General features: G+C 65.9%; 17 protein-coding genes. 11 read left to right on the forward strand and 6 right to left on the reverse strand.

All coding sequences use genetic code 11. The features are described 5' to 3' along the window. Positions 1–49 precede the first annotated feature (49 nt). The 4 genes from A5736_RS18580 (at position 50) to A5736_RS18595 (ending at position 3,946) form a co-directional block, all read left to right on the forward strand. Positions 50–1,072, forward strand: a complete 1,023-nt coding sequence (locus A5736_RS18580; RefSeq protein ID WP_076247865.1) for an LLM class F420-dependent oxidoreductase — start codon at positions 50–52, stop codon at positions 1,070–1,072. 11 nt (positions 1,073–1,083) lie between these two features. Continuing rightward, positions 1,084–2,304: a cytochrome P450 gene (locus tag A5736_RS18585; protein WP_076247943.1), complete on the forward strand. Its 1,221-nt coding sequence runs from the start codon at positions 1,084–1,086 to the stop codon at positions 2,302–2,304. Positions 2,305–2,372: 68 nt separating this feature from the next. After that, positions 2,373–3,209 carry an SDR family NAD(P)-dependent oxidoreductase gene (locus A5736_RS18590; protein WP_076247867.1) on the forward strand — a complete coding sequence of 279 codons (837 nt, stop codon included), beginning with the start codon at positions 2,373–2,375 and terminating at the stop codon, positions 3,207–3,209. Continuing rightward, entirely contained in the window at positions 3,206–3,946 is a 741-nt protein-coding gene (locus A5736_RS18595; protein ID WP_076247869.1) for an SDR family NAD(P)-dependent oxidoreductase, read from the forward strand. Before A5736_RS18590 ends, A5736_RS18595 begins: the two co-directional genes overlap by 4 nt. A gap of 2 nt (positions 3,947–3,948) precedes the next feature. Here the strand turns inward: A5736_RS18595 and A5736_RS18600 are convergent, their stop codons facing one another. Both A5736_RS18600 and A5736_RS18605 read right to left on the reverse strand, forming a co-directional pair. Continuing rightward, positions 3,949–5,106 (reverse strand): Zn-dependent alcohol dehydrogenase, encoded by a 1,158-nt coding sequence (locus A5736_RS18600; protein ID WP_076247871.1) that lies wholly within the window; start codon positions 5,104–5,106, stop codon positions 3,949–3,951. Further along, a complete protein-coding gene (locus A5736_RS18605; RefSeq protein ID WP_076247873.1) occupies positions 5,103–6,329 on the reverse strand; it encodes a cytochrome P450 in 1,227 nt (408 codons plus the stop codon). Before A5736_RS18605 ends, A5736_RS18600 begins: the two co-directional genes overlap by 4 nt. A gap of 153 nt (positions 6,330–6,482) precedes the next feature. Here A5736_RS18605 and A5736_RS18610 point away from each other — a divergent pair, with 153 nt between their 5' ends. Genes A5736_RS18610 through A5736_RS18630 form a run of 5 tightly spaced genes read left to right on the forward strand, consistent with a single transcriptional unit; the run spans position 6,483 to position 10,431 of the window. Continuing rightward, entirely contained in the window at positions 6,483–6,842 is a 360-nt protein-coding gene (locus A5736_RS18610) for a Rieske (2Fe-2S) protein (protein ID WP_076247944.1), read from the forward strand. Next, a complete protein-coding gene (locus A5736_RS18615) occupies positions 6,839–7,882 on the forward strand; it encodes an amidohydrolase family protein (protein ID WP_076247875.1) in 1,044 nt (347 codons plus the stop codon). Before A5736_RS18610 ends, A5736_RS18615 begins: the two co-directional genes overlap by 4 nt. Further along, positions 7,879–9,027 (forward strand): amidohydrolase family protein, encoded by a 1,149-nt coding sequence (locus A5736_RS18620; protein ID WP_076247877.1) that lies wholly within the window; start codon positions 7,879–7,881, stop codon positions 9,025–9,027. Before A5736_RS18615 ends, A5736_RS18620 begins: the two co-directional genes overlap by 4 nt. A 3-nt stretch (positions 9,028–9,030) precedes the next feature. Beyond that, the gene (locus tag A5736_RS18625) at positions 9,031–9,459 is read left to right on the forward strand and encodes a hypothetical protein (protein WP_076127163.1); all 429 of its coding nucleotides are present in this window, start codon (positions 9,031–9,033) and stop codon (positions 9,457–9,459) included. A gap of 6 nt (positions 9,460–9,465) precedes the next feature. Next, complete coding sequence (locus tag A5736_RS18630) at positions 9,466–10,431, forward strand: alpha/beta hydrolase (protein WP_076247880.1); 966 nt, start codon at positions 9,466–9,468, stop codon at positions 10,429–10,431. 17 nt (positions 10,432–10,448) lie between these two features. Here A5736_RS18630 and A5736_RS18635 read toward each other — a convergent pair whose 3' ends face one another. Beyond that, positions 10,449–11,015 carry a hypothetical protein gene (locus A5736_RS18635; RefSeq protein WP_076127167.1) on the reverse strand — a complete coding sequence of 189 codons (567 nt, stop codon included), beginning with the start codon at positions 11,013–11,015 and terminating at the stop codon, positions 10,449–10,451. Further along, positions 11,012–11,875, reverse strand: coding sequence for a hypothetical protein (locus tag A5736_RS18640; protein ID WP_076247882.1), 864 nt, complete (start codon positions 11,873–11,875; stop codon positions 11,012–11,014). The genes A5736_RS18635 and A5736_RS18640 overlap by 4 nt, the downstream gene beginning before the upstream one ends. A 190-nt stretch (positions 11,876–12,065) precedes the next feature. On the opposite strand from A5736_RS18640, the gene A5736_RS18645 reads away from it, so the two are divergent. After that, entirely contained in the window at positions 12,066–13,217 is a 1,152-nt protein-coding gene (locus tag A5736_RS18645) for an acyl-CoA dehydrogenase family protein (RefSeq protein ID WP_076247884.1), read from the forward strand. Then, positions 13,214–14,449 carry an acyl-CoA dehydrogenase family protein gene (locus tag A5736_RS18650; RefSeq protein WP_076247885.1) on the forward strand — a complete coding sequence of 412 codons (1,236 nt, stop codon included), beginning with the start codon at positions 13,214–13,216 and terminating at the stop codon, positions 14,447–14,449. The genes A5736_RS18645 and A5736_RS18650 overlap by 4 nt, the downstream gene beginning before the upstream one ends. Before the next feature lies 1 nt (position 14,450). Here the strand turns inward: A5736_RS18650 and A5736_RS18655 are convergent, their stop codons facing one another. Further along, positions 14,451–16,415 carry a SpoIIE family protein phosphatase gene (locus A5736_RS18655; protein WP_076247886.1) on the reverse strand — a complete coding sequence of 655 codons (1,965 nt, stop codon included), beginning with the start codon at positions 16,413–16,415 and terminating at the stop codon, positions 14,451–14,453. A 104-nt stretch (positions 16,416–16,519) separates the two neighbouring features. Next, positions 16,520–16,957 carry an anti-sigma factor antagonist gene (locus A5736_RS18660; protein ID WP_076247888.1) on the reverse strand — a complete coding sequence of 146 codons (438 nt, stop codon included), beginning with the start codon at positions 16,955–16,957 and terminating at the stop codon, positions 16,520–16,522. Between the last annotated feature and the right edge of the window lie 182 nt (positions 16,958–17,139).

The following is a 17,139-nucleotide window of genomic DNA, read 5'->3' on the forward strand; positions in this document are numbered from 1 at the left end:
TGGAACTTGCAGGGTCACATACTGGATTGCTTACTGTAAAGTTACCCGCATGGCTGACGCCCCCCGCCTCAAGATCGACGGGGGCATCCCCAACCGACTCGCCGGGGCGGCCGAGGCGGCCGCCGCCCTCGAACAGCAGGGGTATGACGGGGGCTGGACCGCCGAAACCAGTCATGACCCGTTCCTGCCGCTATTACTCGCCGCCGAACACACGTCGCGCCTCGAGCTCGGCACCAACATCGCGGTGGCGTTCGCGCGCAATCCGATGATCGTCGCCAACATCGGTTGGGACCTGCAGGCGTATTCGGAAGGCCGATTCATCCTCGGGCTGGGCACCCAGATCCAGCCCCACATCGAGAAGCGGTTCAGCATGCCGTGGAGCCACCCGGCGCGCCGAATGCGCGAATTCGTCGCCGCTCTGCGCGCGATCTGGTTGGCATGGAAGGACGGCACCAAACTCCGCTTCGAGGGCGACTTCTACACCCACAAGATCATGACCCCGATGTTCACCCCTGAGCCGCAGCCACATCCGGCGCCGAAGGTGTTCCTCGCCGCCGTCGGCGAGACCATGACCGAAATGTGCGGTGAGGTCGCCGACGGCCACCTCGGTCACCCGATGGTCTCGAAGCGCTACCTCGACGAGGTGACGCTGCCGGCGCTGCGCCGCGGCATGCAGCGCTCAGGCCGCGACCGCAGTCGCTTCGAGGTGTCCTCCGAGGTGATGGTGGCGACCGGCGACAACGACGCCGAGCTGGAGGCCGCCACCGCCGCGGTCCGCAAACAGATCGCCTTTTACGGATCGACGCCGGCGTATCGGACGGTCCTCGACCTGCACGGCTGGGGCGAGCTGCACGCCGAGCTGCACCGCCTGTCCCTTGCGGGGGAGTGGGACACGATGGGCTCGCTCATCGACGACGAAATGCTGGCCGCTTTCGCGGTCGTGGGGCCGGTCGACACCGTCGGCGCGGCGCTGAAAAGCCGCTGCGAGGGCGCCGTCGACCGGGTCCTGCCGATCTTCCCGACCGCTTCGCAGTCCTGTATCACCGCCGCACTGAAGGAGTTTCGCGAGTGAGCACGCCGACGATGGATGACGCCGCCCAGCTGTTGACGGATCCGCTGGCGTATACCGACGAGCCGCGGCTGCACGCCGCGCTGACACACCTGCGGGCCAACGCCCCGGTGTCGTGGGTCGACGTGCCCCACTACCGGCCGTTCTGGGCCATCACCAAACACGCCGACATCATGGACATCGAGCGCGAGAACATGCTGTTCACCAACTGGCCGCGCCCGGTCCTGACCACCGCGGAAGGCGACGAGATGCAGGCCGCCGCGGGCGTGCGCACGCTGATCCATTTGGACGACCCGCAGCACCGGGTGGTGCGCGCGATCGGCTCCGACTGGTTTCGCCCAAAGGCCATGCGAGCGCTCAAGGTTCGCGTCGACGAGCTGGCCAAGATCTACGTCGACAAGATGATGGCCGCGAGCCCCGAGTGCGACTTCGTTCAGCAAGTGGCGGTCAATTACCCGCTCTACGTGATCATGTCGCTGCTGGGGCTGCCGGAGGCCGACTTTCCCCGGATGCTCAAGTTGACGCAGGAGCTGTTCGGCAGCGACGACTCCGAGTTCAAGCGCGGCAGCACCAACGAGGACCAGCTGCCGGCGTTGATGGATATGTTCCAGTACTTCAACGGTGTGACGGCGGCACGCCGCGAGCACCCGACCGAGGATCTCGCGTCGGCGATCGCCAATGCCCGCGTCGACGGCGAGCCGCTGTCGGACATCGACACCGTGTCGTATTACCTCATCGTCGCCACCGCGGGGCACGACACCACCAGCGCCACCATCTCCGGGGGCATGCAGGCACTCATCGAGAACCCGGACCAGCGTGAGCGGCTGCGCGACAACCTCGACTTGATGCCGCTGGCCACCGAGGAGATGATCCGCTGGGTCACCCCGGTCAAGGAGTTCATGCGCACCGCCGCCGAGGACACCGTCGTACGCGGGGTGCCCATTGCCGCCGGGGAGTCCGTGCTGCTGTCGTACGTGTCGGCGAATCGCGACGAGGATGTCTTCGACGATCCTTTCCGCTTCGACGTCGGGCGCGACCCCAACAAGCACCTGGCATTCGGCTACGGCGTGCACTTCTGCATGGGCGCCGCCCTGGCCCGCATGGAGGTCAACAGCTTCTTCTCCGAGCTGTTGCCCAGGCTCAAATCCATTGAGCTGACCGGTGATCCGGAGCTCGTCGCGACGACCTTCGTCGGCGGCCTCAAGCATCTGCCGGTGCGCTACTCGTTGGCCTGAATCGGGGCGCGGCCGCTGAGCGGTCCGCTTAGATCGCGCTCGCTAGACTCCCCGTGGAGGACCAGGCAATGGCGCGCAGGACGATTCTCATCACCGGTGCCAGCGACGGCATCGGTGCCGCGGCGGCCCGTCGGCTGCACAGCGGCGGCGACAACGTGGTGGTGGTGGGGCGGTCGGAAACCAAGACCGCCGCGGTGGCTACCGAATTGGACGCCGACTATTTCGTGGCCGACTTTTGCGACCTGTCCCAGGTTCGGGCGCTCGCGGACAAGATTCGTTCCCAATACCCGCGCATCGACGTGTTGGCCAACAACGCCGGCGGCATGTTCACCAAGGCCCACGGCACGGCCGACGGTAACGAGACGACTTTGCAGGTCAACTATCTGGCGCCGTTTCTGCTGACCACGCAATTGATGGAGGTGCTCGTCGAGTCGCGTGCCACCGTCATCAACACGACGAGCTCGTCCCACAGACTGCTTCCACGGGTCAGGATCTCCGATCTGGAGAGCACGGCAGGACGCCGACCCAGCGTCGCGTATGCCTTGAGCAAACTCGCAATTGTGTTGTTCACCATGGAGTTACATCGGCGATACCACGCCAGCGGGCTATCAGCCGCGACGTTTCACCCCGGCTTCGTCAACTCGAATTTCGGCGATGCATCGGGATCGCGGTTTCTCACGTTCATGAAGTACCGCGTCCCGATGAGCGCCCGATTCACGGTCACCGCGGACCAAGGAGCCGACCAGCTGGTCTGGTTCGCGTCTAGCAGGCCCGGCGTCGATTGGACGTCGGGCGCGTACTACGCGAAGCACAAGATCGCCAAGCCCAACCGCGCGGCTCATGACCCCGAGCTTGCGCGCGAGCTGTGGGATCGCACCGCCGCGAAACTGGGCTGCGCACAATGACCGCCCCGATCTCCCTGGTGACCGGCGGCGGGTCGGGGATCGGTCGCGAGGTTGCCACGCGGCTGCGCGAGGCTGGTCACGGCGTCGTGGTGTGGGACCTGTCCGGCGGCGACATCGCTTGCGATGTCAGCGATCCCGACGCCGTTTCGACCGCGATGGAACAAACCGTGCGCGATCACGGCGTGCCCACCCGGATGGTGACCTGCGCGGGGATCGGCGCGTCGGGCATGCTGCTCGAACAGCCGCCCGCGGAATGGGAACGGGTGTTGGCGGTCAACCTCACCGGCACCTGGCTCACCATCCGGGCCGGCGCACAGGCTATGGTCGACGCCGGCGTGGGCGGCTCGATCGTCGCGGTCTCGAGCATCAGCGGCACCCTCGCCGACCGCGACATGGGCGCCTACTGCGTGTCCAAAGCGGGGGTGGACATGCTGGTGAAGGTCGCCGCCGTGGAATGGGGCGTGCACGGCATCCGGGTGAACGCCGTCGGGCCCGGTGTCACCCGGACACCGATGCTGGCGAAACCCGAACAGCTTCCCGGCTGGGTGGACGGACTCACCGAGCGCACGGCGCTGGGCGGCGTGGGTGACGCGGGAGACGTGGCCGGCGCCGTCGTGGGCGTCCTCGAATTGCCCTGGGTGACCGGTCAAATCGTGCACGCCGACGGCGGCTTGGCGCTGCACAGCCCGATCGACGCGTACGGTCAAACGCAGCGGGTGATGGGCCGCAAAAAGTAACCTCAGGCGATCCCGAAATCGATGATGCCCCGGACGATTTTGCCGCTGAGGAGATCGTCGTAGGCGTCGTTGATGTCATCGAGGCGATAGCGCCTGGTGATCATCTCGTCGAGCTGCAGCTGCCCGGTTTGGTAGAGCCTGGCCAGTCTGGCGATGTCCGACCTCGGGTTGCAGGAGCCGAATATGGTGCCCGCCAACGTCTTGTTCATCAGGATGAAGTCCTGCAGCTCGAGGTTGACTGACCGAGTCAACTGCGAGGTCATTCCGGTGAGCACACAGGTCCCACCCTTACGGGTGAGCCGCACCGCGTCTCGAACGTCGTCGGCGGTGATCAAGGACGGCGACACCACCACCGCGTCGGCCATCACCCCATACGTCAGACCGCGCACCAGGTCGAGTGCCTCGTCGGCCGTCGCGACGCTGTGGGTCGCGCCGAACTGCGACGCCGACTTCTGTTTGAACTCAACGGGATCGACGGCGACGATCTGCGCGGCGCCGTTGATGCGGGCGCCCTGGATCGCTCCCGTGCCGATCCCGCCGACGCCGATCACGACGACGGTGTCCCCGGCGCGCATGTTGGAGCGGTTCGCGACGGAACCGTAGCCGGTCGGGATCGCGCACGACAGCAGCGCGCTCGGCGCCAGCGGCAGGTCCGGCTCGATCTTCACGAGTGAATTCGTCGATACGACAGTGTGTTCGGCGAACGCGCCGACCTTGGCAATGTGGCCCAGATTTCGGCCGTCGGCGGTGTGATGGCGGAAGGTGCCATCGGTGGGCATTCCCGGGATCATGGTGCCGATGCCGACGTCGCAGATGTACTCCATCCCGGTCGCGCACCAGCGGCACTGTCCACACACGGCGACGAACGACATCACCACGTGGTCACCCGGCTCGACATCGGTTACGCCCTCGCCGACTTCACGCACGACGCCGGAACCCTCGTGGCCGCCGATCATCGGGAACATTGTGGGCAGTCCGAGGGATCGCATCACCTCGTTGGGCGCCGACATGTCGCCCTTGAGGATGTGGTCGTCGGAGTGACACAACCCGGCGGCGGCCATCTCGACCAGAACTTCGCCGGCTTTCGGCGGATCAAGCTCGAATTCCTCGACGCACCAAGGCCCTCCGACATCGTGGAGGATGGCCGCGCGGCTTCTCATGCGGCCGGGCTGAACGTGACCGGAAGCTTGTTGGGCGACCGGAAGGTAAGCCCGACGATTCTCGACTCCTCGCCGGTTCCGTCGTCGGACACGAACGCCAAGTCCTTGACGCGGTCGAAGAGGCTGTTCAGCATGACCTGCGTTTCCAGGCGCGCCAGATGCATGCCGAGGCACATGTGAATCCCGCCGGCGAAGGCGATGTGGGCCTGGCGGGGCCGGCGAATGTCGAACGTGTTGGGGTCGGTCCAGCGGCTGTCGTCGCGGTTGGCCGAGCCCATGCACATCCCAATGGCCGCATCGGGCGGGATTGTCTTGCCGCCGATTTCGACTTCTTCGGTGGTGGTCCGCATGACCGTGGTCAGTGGGGTTTCGTAGCGCAGGCCTTCCTCGATCGCCGCGGGAATCAGAGACCGGTCGTGATAGACCATCGCCAACTGCTCGGGGTGCGTCAGCAGCAGGTAGAGCAGGTTGCCCGACGAGCGATAGGTGGTCTCCAGCCCGGCGGGCAACAGCAGCCGCAAGAACGCGATGATCGCCTCGTCGCTGAGCTTCGCGCCGTCGATTTCGGCGGCAACCAGATCGCCGATGATGTCGTCGGTGAGTTTGCGGCGCCGATGCTCGACCTGGTTGAGGAAGTAACCGTGCAGCTCGGCCGCGGCGTTGAGCCCCGCCTCGATGTCGGTCGGGATCGAGATGAGGTCGAGGGACAGTCGCCGGAAGAGGTCGAGATCCTCGCGGGGAAGTCCGAGCAGCGTGGAGATGATCCGGGTCGGAAACTCGAACGTCACCGCCTTCACCAGGTCGGCGTGGCCCTCGTTTTTGATTTCGTCGACCAGCCGATCGCAGACCGGTCCGATGACCGAGGGCTCCCAGCGCTCCAGCGCAGTGGCGCGGAAGGCCTTGGCCACCAGATTGCGGTGGTCGTGATGTTCCTTGCCGCCCATCGCCAGGATGGTGTGGCCCATTACCAAACCGATGGTCTCGTCGTACTTGTGCGAGCTGAAGATGCGGTCGTCGCGGAACGCCTGGAACAGGGCGTCGTAACCGAACAGCACCCATTCGTCGGTGGGCCGCAGTTCCTCCGGCATCTGTGAGTGGTCCGCCAAGGAACCATGCCATACCGGGTCGGTGCTCCTCATATATTCGAAGAACGGGTATGGACTGGTTTCACCGGTGAGGTCGAGGGTGACGGGCTGGCCGCCGGGGTCGGTGCTGAGCGTCATCGGCGCTCCTCCTGAACAGCCGGTATGGCGGATATGTATCGCAGGGAATATCGCTATCATAGTATAAATAGCAACGAAGCCCAATGGTCTTGTAGTAGTTACCGTAACGGGCACAGTATTGACCCTGGTGTCAAGAAGGCGGTGATTCAGCAGGTGCCCACGCGCCGTTTCGTGTGTTCCCTCGACGAGCTGCCACCCGGCGGCATGAAACTGGTTGACGTCGGGAAGTTCGGCGTGGGTGTGTACAACGTGCGCGGTGCGTTGTATGCGATCGTGAACTATTGCTCGCACGAGGGCGCCCCGCTATGTCTGGGGCTGATCGGCGGCACCAACGAGTCGGCGCCCGAATTGCCCGACCGGATGCGCCGGGCCCGGGACGGCCAAATCGTTCGATGCCCTTGGCACAATTGGGAATTCGATGTCACCACGGGCCAAAACGTCGCCGATCCGCGGCGCCGCGTCCGCACCTACGAGGTCGATGTCACCGACGGTGAGGTTTACCTGACGGCATGATTATCGATACCAACGTGCAGCCGCACTTCCGCTACAACGCCGAGATCCGGCGCTATCTCCCCGATGCCCACAAGCTGCGGGCGATCCCCGACGTCGAGCAGCAGTGGTACCAGGCGCCGGGCGGCGACTACCGCCGAGACCTCTACGGAGAGAACTACCCGGGATCGGATCCCGACACCGTCGGCCGGCATCTGTCCTCACAGGGCGTCCACTACGCGATCCTGAACCCGCTGACCCGCGGAAACATCGCGGATTACCTGCTCAACAGCAGGATCTGCGCCGCCGTCAACGACTGGCTGCTGGACCGGTGGCTGGAACCCGACACCACCGACCGCTTCCGTGGCACCATCCGCGTCAACCCCGAAGACCCGAAGGGCGCGGTCGCCGAGATCGAGCGCCTCGCTGCGCATCCCAAGCTGGTGCAGGTCGGCGTTCCGATGCAGTCACGTGAGCCGTATGGCAAACCGATGTTCGAGCCCATCTGGGAGGCCGCGGCCGCCCAGGGCTTGCCGGTCGTGGTGCACATCAACGGCGGCAACGGCGTCGACTATCCACCCACGTTCGCCGGCCACGCGCACACCTACCCCGGATATGCGGCGTTCATGCCGCTGAACTACTTCGTGCACCTGGCCACCCTCATCGTCGAGGGCGTGTTCGGCCGGCACCCGAGCCTGAAATTTGTGTTCGCGGACGGCGGTTACGACATCCTCACCCCGTTGATGTGGCGCCTGGACACCTTCTGGTTGTCGATGCGCGACCAAACACCTTGGGTGGACCGCTATCCCAGCGAGTACCTGCCCGGCCATGTGCGGTTCTGCTCGTCGGCGTTCGACGGGCCGGTCGACACCGGCGCGATGGCGCGCTGGATGGAGTTCAGCGGCAAGTCCGACCTGCTGATGTACGGGTCGAGCTACCCGCACTGGTCCACCTCGTCGCCGGACGTGATGGCCGAGGGTCTCGACGATGCGCAACGCGACAAGGTGTTGTGGCGAAACGCCAATGAGCTCTACGGGTTTGCGGTGAAGGAGAGTGCGCTATGACCACGATCGAGCGAGTCGATTCCCCAACGGGTCAGGAGGACGAAATCGCGGTCACCATCGTCGACACCGACGTGCATCCGCTGCCCGTCTCGGCCGAGGTGCTCAAGTCCTACGCGCCGGCCGAATGGGTGGACAAGATCTGGCCGACGGGAAACGCCGCTAGCCCGGTGCCGCACTTTTACGACACCCCAGACTCGTACAAGACGATGTCGCTGCGCCTCGACGCGGCCCCGCCCAACGGCGGAGTCGCCGGCAGCGACCCGGATTTCGCCGCCAAGCAGTTGCTGGTCGACGCCGGTGTCAGCATCGCGACGCTGGAGCCGATGTGTGACGCGCAGCTGCCGCAGGCCGAGCATGTGCTGAAGTCGACCTACAACGACTGGCTTGCCGACGTCTGGCTCGACAAATACAACTGGCACGGCCGCTGGCGAGGGTCGATCAGCGTCAGCGCGCAAACGCCCGAGCAGGCGGCCCGCGAAGTCGAGCGGTGGGCCGGGCATCCGTACATGGCGCAGGTGCTGATGACCCCGCAGACGCGTGGAATCCCCTTCGGCAACCCGCATTTCGACCCGCTCTACGAGGCTGCCTCGCGCAACGGGTTCCCGGTGGCCACGCACCTGATGGGTCAGACGCCGTTCGAGTTGATTCCGCTGTACCCCGTCGGCAACCCCGCGCACTGGCATGACTTCTTCGCGTCCTGGCCGCTGCTCTACGTCTCGCACCTGATGAGCCTGGTGTTTGACGGTGCGTTCGATCGCCATCCCGATCTCCGGGTGGTCTTCGTCGAGGGCGGCTTCACCTGGGCGATGCCGGTGATGTCGCGCATGGACAGGATTTGGGAAGCCCGCCGCGGCGACCTGCCGCATGTGCGTCGCCGCCCGTCGGAGTATGTGCGCGAACACGTCCGGTTCACCACCCAGCCGCTCGAGGACACCGACACCGTGCAGTTCCGCGAGTACCTGGAGATGATCGACCTCGGCGACAATCTCATGTTCTCGACCGACTACCCGCACTGGAGCTACGACGCCCCGACCTACGCCATCAACCGGTTCCCCGCCGACCAGCGCGAACGGATCATGCGCGGTAACGCGACAGCGCTCTACGGGCTACCCGCGACGGTCAAGGCGTTGCCCGGGGAACGGTGAGCGATGGCCGATCTGGCCGCCAAGTTGAGCGCTCTGATCGGCGAATACGACGCGAAATGGGCGGCGCTGGACGTCGCCGGCGTCGCCGAATTGTGGGAGCGTGACAATCCGCGGCCGATGTACATCGGCGACGAGTACGCGATGCCGCTGATCGGCGCCGACGCACTCGACCGGCACTGGGCCCGGCTGGCCGGCCGCTTGAAGCGAGCGTCGATGTCGTCGCGGCTGTGGTCCGCCGAGGAACTAACCGGCGGCATTGTTCGCTGCGTCGTGGTGAGCCGGTGGAGCTTCACCGGAGAAGAATCGGACATCCCGCATACCGGCGCCAGCTGGATCACCTGGCTGCTGGCGCCGCGGGGCGAGGGGTACCGCATCTTTCACCACATGGAATCGCAGGTCTACCTTGAAGAGGGTTTCCCGGACGGAAGTTGAGAGGGTATGACACAAACGGATCTGACGCGCCCGCAAGGTCTTAACCGCATCGACCCGGTGCTGCGCGAGGCCGCGATCGATGTGGGCATCGTCGAATTCCAGGCCGAGACGCTTTCTGCCGAGCGGGAACACGCCAACCGGATGGCCGCAAAGCGTGCCGCTGCAGTCGGCACTGACGGCGTGACCATCGAATCGCGATCGATCCCCGGCCCGGGAGGTCAGCAGCTAGACCTCCGGCTGTACCGGGGTCCGTCGCAAGACGCTTCGGGCACGCCCCTGGTGGTCTATGCCCACGGCGGGGGCTTCGTGACCGGAAGTCTCGACACCGATCACGCGCAATGTGTGGAGTTGGCCAGGGACGCCGGATGTCTGCTGGTCTCGGTCGACTACCGGCTGGCGCCGGAAAACCCCTGCCCGGCGGCATTGGACGATGTCGAGGCGGGCTTTTACTACGCCATCCGCAACTGCGCCGAGCTGAACGTGGATGTCGGCCGGATCGCGGTGATGGGCCGCGACGCCGGTGCCGCACTGGTCGCGGGCCTGACGCAGCGCATGTTCGACGACGAAGGTCCGCAGATCCTGGTGCAGATCCTGCATCAGCCGATGCTCGACTCGGACGCCACCCAATCGCGGCGCGAATTCCAGCGCACGCCGGGGCTCAACGGCCACGCGGTGAGCCGGGCCTGGAACCACTACCTCAGTCAGGCCGGCGCCAATGGTCAACACGTTCCGGCGCATCGGGCGAACCTGGAGGGCCTGCCCCCCACGTTTGTCAGCTGCTCCGAGATCGACCCGTGCCGCGACGAGGCGATCGACTACGCCACCAGGCTGCTACACGCCTACGTGCACACCGAGCTGCACGTTATTGCGGCGACATTCAACGGCTTCGATTCGCTGGTTCCGGATTGGGTTGTGTCCCAAGAGAACCGGGCCCTGCACGCGCAGACCCTGCGCCGTGTGTTCGCGATGTAGCGCTCGGGTCACGCGGCTTAGATCGGGTCGAACTTGGTGATCAGCCAGTGGTTGTCGACCCTGGTCAGGCTCACCAGCACGTTGCTGGCCGCCATCGACGGATCGGGTTTGTCCTTGCTCGTGGTGCTCTGGTCGACGAAGACCAGGACCACGGCCGAATTCGGATGCAACTCCGACACCGCCGCGCCCATGATGTGAGCCGTGGTTTTCAGCGACTTTTGCTTCGCGGCCGGAGCCACGATCTCCGAGGTGAACTGGTTGTAATAGGACAGGAAGTCCCCGGTGAGGTGCGACTTGGCGGCCGCGAAGTCCTTGTCCAGCGACTCCGGGGAGTACGACAGCAACGCAACCGTGCCGTCCGACGCCGCGCTGACCACCGCCCGGGCCACGTCGGGGCTGGTCTGCTGCTGGGGCTTGTACTGGTTGAAGTACAGCCACGCCGCCGAGCCGCCGGAGATCAGCAGCAGCACGATCAAAATCACGGGAACGAGTTTCACGTTGCGCAGCATGCGTAACCGGTTCGGTCGCGCGGCGGATTCCTGCGCTGCGGGCTTTTCGGTTGCCTCGGTGGTCTTTTCGGTCATGGCACGAAGTCAACTTTCGACATCTTGTACTGGCCGCCGTCATCGGTCACGGTAACGCGGAGCCGCCACGCGCGCGGTTCGTCCTTGGCGCCCGCGGAATTGGTGATCTTCGAGGTCGCGGAGACCAGTACCGTTCCGGAATGGTCGTCCATGGATTCAAGGGCCGCGCTGTTGACCGTGCCTTCGGTGACGACCTTGGACTGCTGGACGACCGTCGTGAAATCTTTTGCGCGCTGCTGGAAATCGTCCCTGAACTGTCCGGTGGAGCTGTCGATTACGCGCTGGACGTCGTGCTGGGCATTGTTGAAGTCCAGGGAGGTCATGTTGATAACCCCCTGCCTGGCACCGGCGATGAACCTCGCGGCGCGCTGGTCCCGCTCGGTGGCGGAATTGTGTTGCCAGACCATGTATCCACTGGCCGCGCCGAAGCCCACGATCAGGATGATCACCGCCGCCTTCCACGTCGCGGACAGTGACGGCAGCCAGCGCCGCCACCGGGCCGGCCGGGCCGCCGGTTCGGTGGCCTCGGCGGTCTCGTCGGAGGCTTCCTCATCGGCCGTCTCCTCGGGCTCGACCTCTGCGGCTTCCGCATCGTCGGCCTGGGGCTCGGGCTCGGCCTTGCTCTCAGCTTCGGCCTCGGCGGCGGCCTCGGGCTCAGCCTCGGGCTCGTCTTTGGTCTCGGGCTCTGGCTCGGCCTTGGCCAGCGCCTCGCGGCGCAGCCGGGCGGCGCGGGCGCGGGCTCGGGCGGCCGCCGCCAGCGCTTCGGCCTCGGCAGCCTCGGCTTCGGCCTCCTCGAGGAGGGCCATCGCGTCGGCTTTCGATGTGGCCGAATCCTCCGGCGGTTCCTTCGCCTTAGTCATCGCGCTCACCGCTGGTCAACATCATTATCGACTGGACTCCGGTATCTCTTACTGTATTGCTCATTGATAGCATCAGAGTCTCCAGCGAACTCCGACGAGGACCGATGAGGCGGACGATCATCCACCCACACTTTCCACCTTGCATCCCTGGCAGCGGCGATCGAATGCCCAGGAAGGCCCTGCCGACACCATGACCGCCGTCGACTCTCCCGAAAAGATACTCTTCGCTTCGACAACCCAAGCCTTTCTGCAAAAGGAAGCGCCGCTGCGTCATGTCCGCGAGCTGCACGCCGCGGGCGCGTCCTTTGATCCTGCATGGTGGCAGCGGGCCGCCGAACTCGGGTGGACGGGTCTATTGGTTCCGGAGGAATTGGGCGGCGGCAGCGTGTCGGGCAGCGGCATCGCTGACCTCGCCATGGTCGCCGAGCAGCTGGGCAAGACGGTCGCGCCCGGACCGCTATACCCGGTCAGCATCGTCCTCGCGGCACTCGCCGGCTGCGCCGAGGCGCAACCGCACGCCGACACGATCGAGTCGCTGATGTCGGGCCAAACGGTGGCCTCGTGGGCGGTGTCCGAGCCGGGCCGAGGCTGGGCGCCGCTGGATCCGTCCGTGACGGCCACCGAAACCGACGCCGGCTACCGCATCGACGGCACCAAGGACCGCGTCGAGGCCGGCGCCCAGAGTGCGCTGCTGCTGGTGGTGGCGCGCTGCGGCGACGACATTCGCCAATTCCTGGTCCCGACGGACGCGCCGGGCGTACGCATTGTGCCGCAGCAATCGGTCGACCTGGTTAAGCAATACGCGCGGGTGCAGTTCGACGGTGTGGTCGTGGAGCGGTCGGCGGCCGTGGGCGGCGCGGCCGAGACGCCGGCGCTGATCGACCGGCAGAGCCAGATCGCTCAGGTGCTGCAGTGCGCGGAGGTGGTCGGCGTCCTGCAGACGGTGTTCGACTTCACCGTCAAGTGGGCGCTGGACCGGCACACATTCGGTCGCCCACTCGCGTCGTACCAAGCGCTCAAACACGGGTTCGCAGACATGAAGCTGTGGCTGGAGGCGTGCCGCGCCACCACTGCCGCAGCGGTCGCCGACGTGGCCGCCGGCGCGCCCCAGGCGGGCCTGTCGGCCAGCATCGCCAAGTCCTACGTCGGGGAGACCGCGGGGCGCGTCGTTCAGGCCTGCGTGCAGATGCACGGTGGCATCGGCGTCACCTGGGAGCACGACCTGCACCTGTACCTGCGGCGGGTTACGTTGTACCGCTCGATGTTTGGCACTCCCGAGGAGCACAACCTCAGGGTGTACGAGTCGGAGAAGGCGGTCCGGTCGATGGCGAACGCCGGATGACGGCAGCCGAAACGGTCGCGGAATTCGCCGCCCGCGCGCGAGAGTGGTTGGCGGACAACATGCCTGCCATCGACCCCGACTCTCCGCCGGCCGCACCGCGCGACGACGAACAGTCCTGGCTGCGGGCTCGCGAACTGCAAAAGCGGCTCTACGAAGGGGGATTCGCCGGCATCTGTTTTCCCCGTGAATACGGCGGCCTGGGGCTGGATTACGCATACCAGAAGGCATTCGACGACGAATCCCGCAACTACGAGATGCCGTTGATCCTCAACACCCCGACGTTCACCATTTGCTGCGCCACGCTGCTCGATATGGGCAGGGAAGATCAGAAGAGGCAGCACATCGCCGCCGCGCTGCGTGGCGATGAGGTTCTGGTGCAACTGTTGTCGGAGCCCAGCGGCGGCTCGGATCTGGCCGGCGTCCTCACCCGCGCCGAACGGCGGGACGACCGCTGGGTGCTCAACGGCGCCAAGACGTGGAGCACTAGCGCGTTCGCCGCCGATTACGGACTGTGCCTGGCCCGCACCGACTGGGACGTGCCCAAGCACGAAGGCCTGACGATGTTCCTCGTGCCCATCGCGCATCCGGGAATCACGTTGCGGCGCATCACGATGCTGAGCGGTTCCACGGAATTCTGCGAGGAGTTCCTCGACGAGGTCGACGTCGGCGACGACGCCGTCGTCGGGGAGGTCAACGGTGGCTGGGCGGTGGCGTCGCGGCAGCTGTATCACGAACGCCGGGCCGTCGGGCAGGGCTCGGAATTCTCCAGCGGCGCGGGCCATGAAGGCGGTCACACGACCCCGGTCGACTATGCCGAACTCGCCGAGAAGACGGGACAGGCTGACAACGAACGCGTGCACGAAATGGCCGGCCGGGCGCTGGTGCACCGCGCGGTGGCCGAGCAGCTGATCGATCACGTGTACCGCAACGTCAGGGACGGCGTGCTGCCCCCGGCCGGCGGCACGCTCATCCGGCTCTTCCACTCCGAGACCGTGACCCTCGAGATGGACACGGCGCTGGCGATCACGGGGGCGGCCGGTGTGGTGGGGGACATCGGCGAAGGGCTGGAGGCCGGGCTGCGTTATCTGTCGCGGCAGAATGTCGCCATCGGCGGCGGCACCACGGAGATGGCCCGCAACGTCATCGGCGAACGGGTGCTGGACTTTCCACGGGAATACGCCGCCGACCGCGGGGTGCCGTTCAATCAGGTGCGCCACGGCAAGGCCCGCTGACCTAATCTTCGACGAAGACGTTCTCGATGTCGCCACTGACTACGGGGATCTGGACCAGCGATAAGACGTGGTGCGCCGGGCTTCCGGGCGGTGCCACCAGCAGACAGTCGCCACCCTGCATGCGCGCCCGGTCCCGTGCGGCGGCCAGCGCGCTGATGCCCGCCGATCCCAGGTGGGTGACCGCGCTGAGGTCGATCGTCAAAGACGCTATGCCCGAGCGGCTTTCGACTGCAATCTGACGATCCAGGGTGGATGCGGTGTGGGCATCGACATCGCCGCTGACGATGATGTGACCGGCTTCGTCGACCATGGAGACGAATTCGGAGTTGACCGTACGCTGGTATGTCGGCCGGCCGATCATCGGATCGGAGACGAAGTTCGCCGGCCGCGAAAGGCGGTGCGTGAGACTGGCAGTCGTTCCGTCGGCGCCATGCGTGATGAGCGCCCGGGATACCAAGGCTTCGGCCATCGCGAGGCCGCGACCGCGGCCCTGTTCGCCTTCCCGGTAGTCCTTCCACTTGCCGTGGTCGCTGACCGAGGCATGGAGGTTGCCGTCGCCGGACAAAGATGCCTCGACGACAACGCCGTCGGAAACCGTAGTGGCGTAACCGTGTTCGACGGCGTTCTCGACGAACTCCGAGATGGCGTGCACCACATCGGAGATGTCGTCGTCGCAGGCACCGATCTCCGCCAGCCAATCACGGAGCCGGTGGCGCACGGCGCGTGCCGCGTGGATCGTCGCATCCACGGTCATGTGCAACGGCGAGGGTGGCGTACACCGTTGCGCCGCAAGCAGTGTGACGTCGTCGTTGTAGCCGGTCGACCGGAGCAGCAACTCAAGGGTTTCCGAACAGATGCGGTCGATCGGCCGCGCCCCCGCGTCGATGAGAAAACCGCTGCTGCCGCCGGCGACATTAGCGGCCAGGTCGGCGAATTCCGCGGTGCTGGCAACCAGCGGCCGGCCGGGACGCTCGATCAGGCCGTCGGAATACAGCAGGACCGAGTCGCCGACGTCGAGGAGCTCGGAGCACACCGGAAATCCGGCCCCGCTGCCGAGCGGGCCCGCGCCCGACGGCTCCACGTACCGCGACTGCGCGTCGGCGGTCACCAGCAGCGGCGGCGGATGTCCGGCGGTGCAGTACTGGAACTCCCCGGTGGCGTGATCGAGCGAACCGACGCAGATGGTGGCCGACTTCGATCCGGGTACGTGCTCGTGAAAGCGGTCCAGAGCATCGAGGGCCTCGGCGATGGTGCTGCCCGAAATGATCTGCATCCGAAGGGCGGTGCGCAACTGCGACATCACCGCCGCGGCTTCGACACCGTGGCCGACGACATCGCCGACGATCAGAACCAGCCGATCCCCGAGGGCGATTGCGTCAAACCAGTCGCCTCCGGCACCTGTGTCCTCGGCGGCGACAAGGTACTGCGCCGTGATGGCGGCACCGGGAACCACTGGCACCGACGGGGCCAGTAGCGCCTGCTGCATAACGGTGGCCGAATCGCGCATGTTTCGGTAGCGCTCGGACAGCTCCTCGATGCGCGCCTCGGCGGCCAGCCGTGCCCGCACCCGGGAGGTGACATCGTCGAAGATGAGTTGCACACCCATGATTGATCCGTCCTCGCGGCGCCGAGGTGTGACGACGAAGTCGAAGAACTTCTCCTGCAATCCGGAACCGTCGTAGTCGGCCTGCAGCCGCCACTCCGACCCGGATTGGGGTTCACCGGTTTCATACACCCGGTCGAACATGTGGTAGATCTGCTGGCTCTCCAGTTCTGGAAAGACCTCCCGCGCAAGCTTTCCCACGGGGTTGCCGGTCGGATTGAAGGCGCGGTAAGCCGCGTTGACGGCGACGAAACGATGGTCTGGCCCCTCCAGCCCAACGAGCATCGCGGGCACATTCTCGAATATTCGGCGCACCTCGTCGGCCGGGCCCACGGTTTTGTCCCAGTCCTTTTCGGCGACCATATGGCCGTCCCTCCTTTACGGACCGGGCAAAAACCCGCGCGAATCCAATTACTCGCAGGTAATCAGCCTATCAACGGGTAACGGGTGCTCAGCGCAACAGTTTGCTAACGCCCTGCGGGCGCCGTCGACAGGGCGGCATCGGTGGTGGGATGCAGGGACAGAACGTCGCGGAGATTGCATGCTTCTACCACCCGGGCGACGCTAGGATCGCAGCTCACCAGCCGAAGTTCGACCCCACGGCGACGGCACCGCTCCGATTCGGTGGCCAGGACGGCGAACGCGCAGCAACCTATGAAACCGAGGCCGTTGACGTCGACAACGAATGGACCGGGTTCGCTGGCGACCGCGGCCGCCTCGCCGACCAGCCGCTGCCAAATGTGCTCGTTGGAGGCATCGACCTCACCGCCCGCGCGAACGATTACAACCGTTCCGCTGCGTTGGGTGGTTGCCCTCAGCGTGCTGTGCGGATCACCCAGCTCCGACAGCAGTCGAGGGCTCAAAGCGACCTGGGTCGGAAATGACTCCGCGGGAGCCAGATTCATCGTGCGCTCCTAGTCGGCCGCCTCGGCGAGGCCGCGATGGATGCCCGTCTATCTCTGGATACTGACCGTGGTGTTGCGTGGGTTCTTTTCTATAGCAACACGGGCGGGCCCGTCTATAGGACGCATGTTCACCAGGGCAGACAAAGTCGGCCCGTGCGAACGAACCTCGGCGGCGCGCTAGG

This window comes from Mycobacterium sp. SP-6446 (genome assembly GCF_001954045.1).
Lineage (GTDB): Bacteria > Actinomycetota > Actinomycetes > Mycobacteriales > Mycobacteriaceae > Mycobacterium.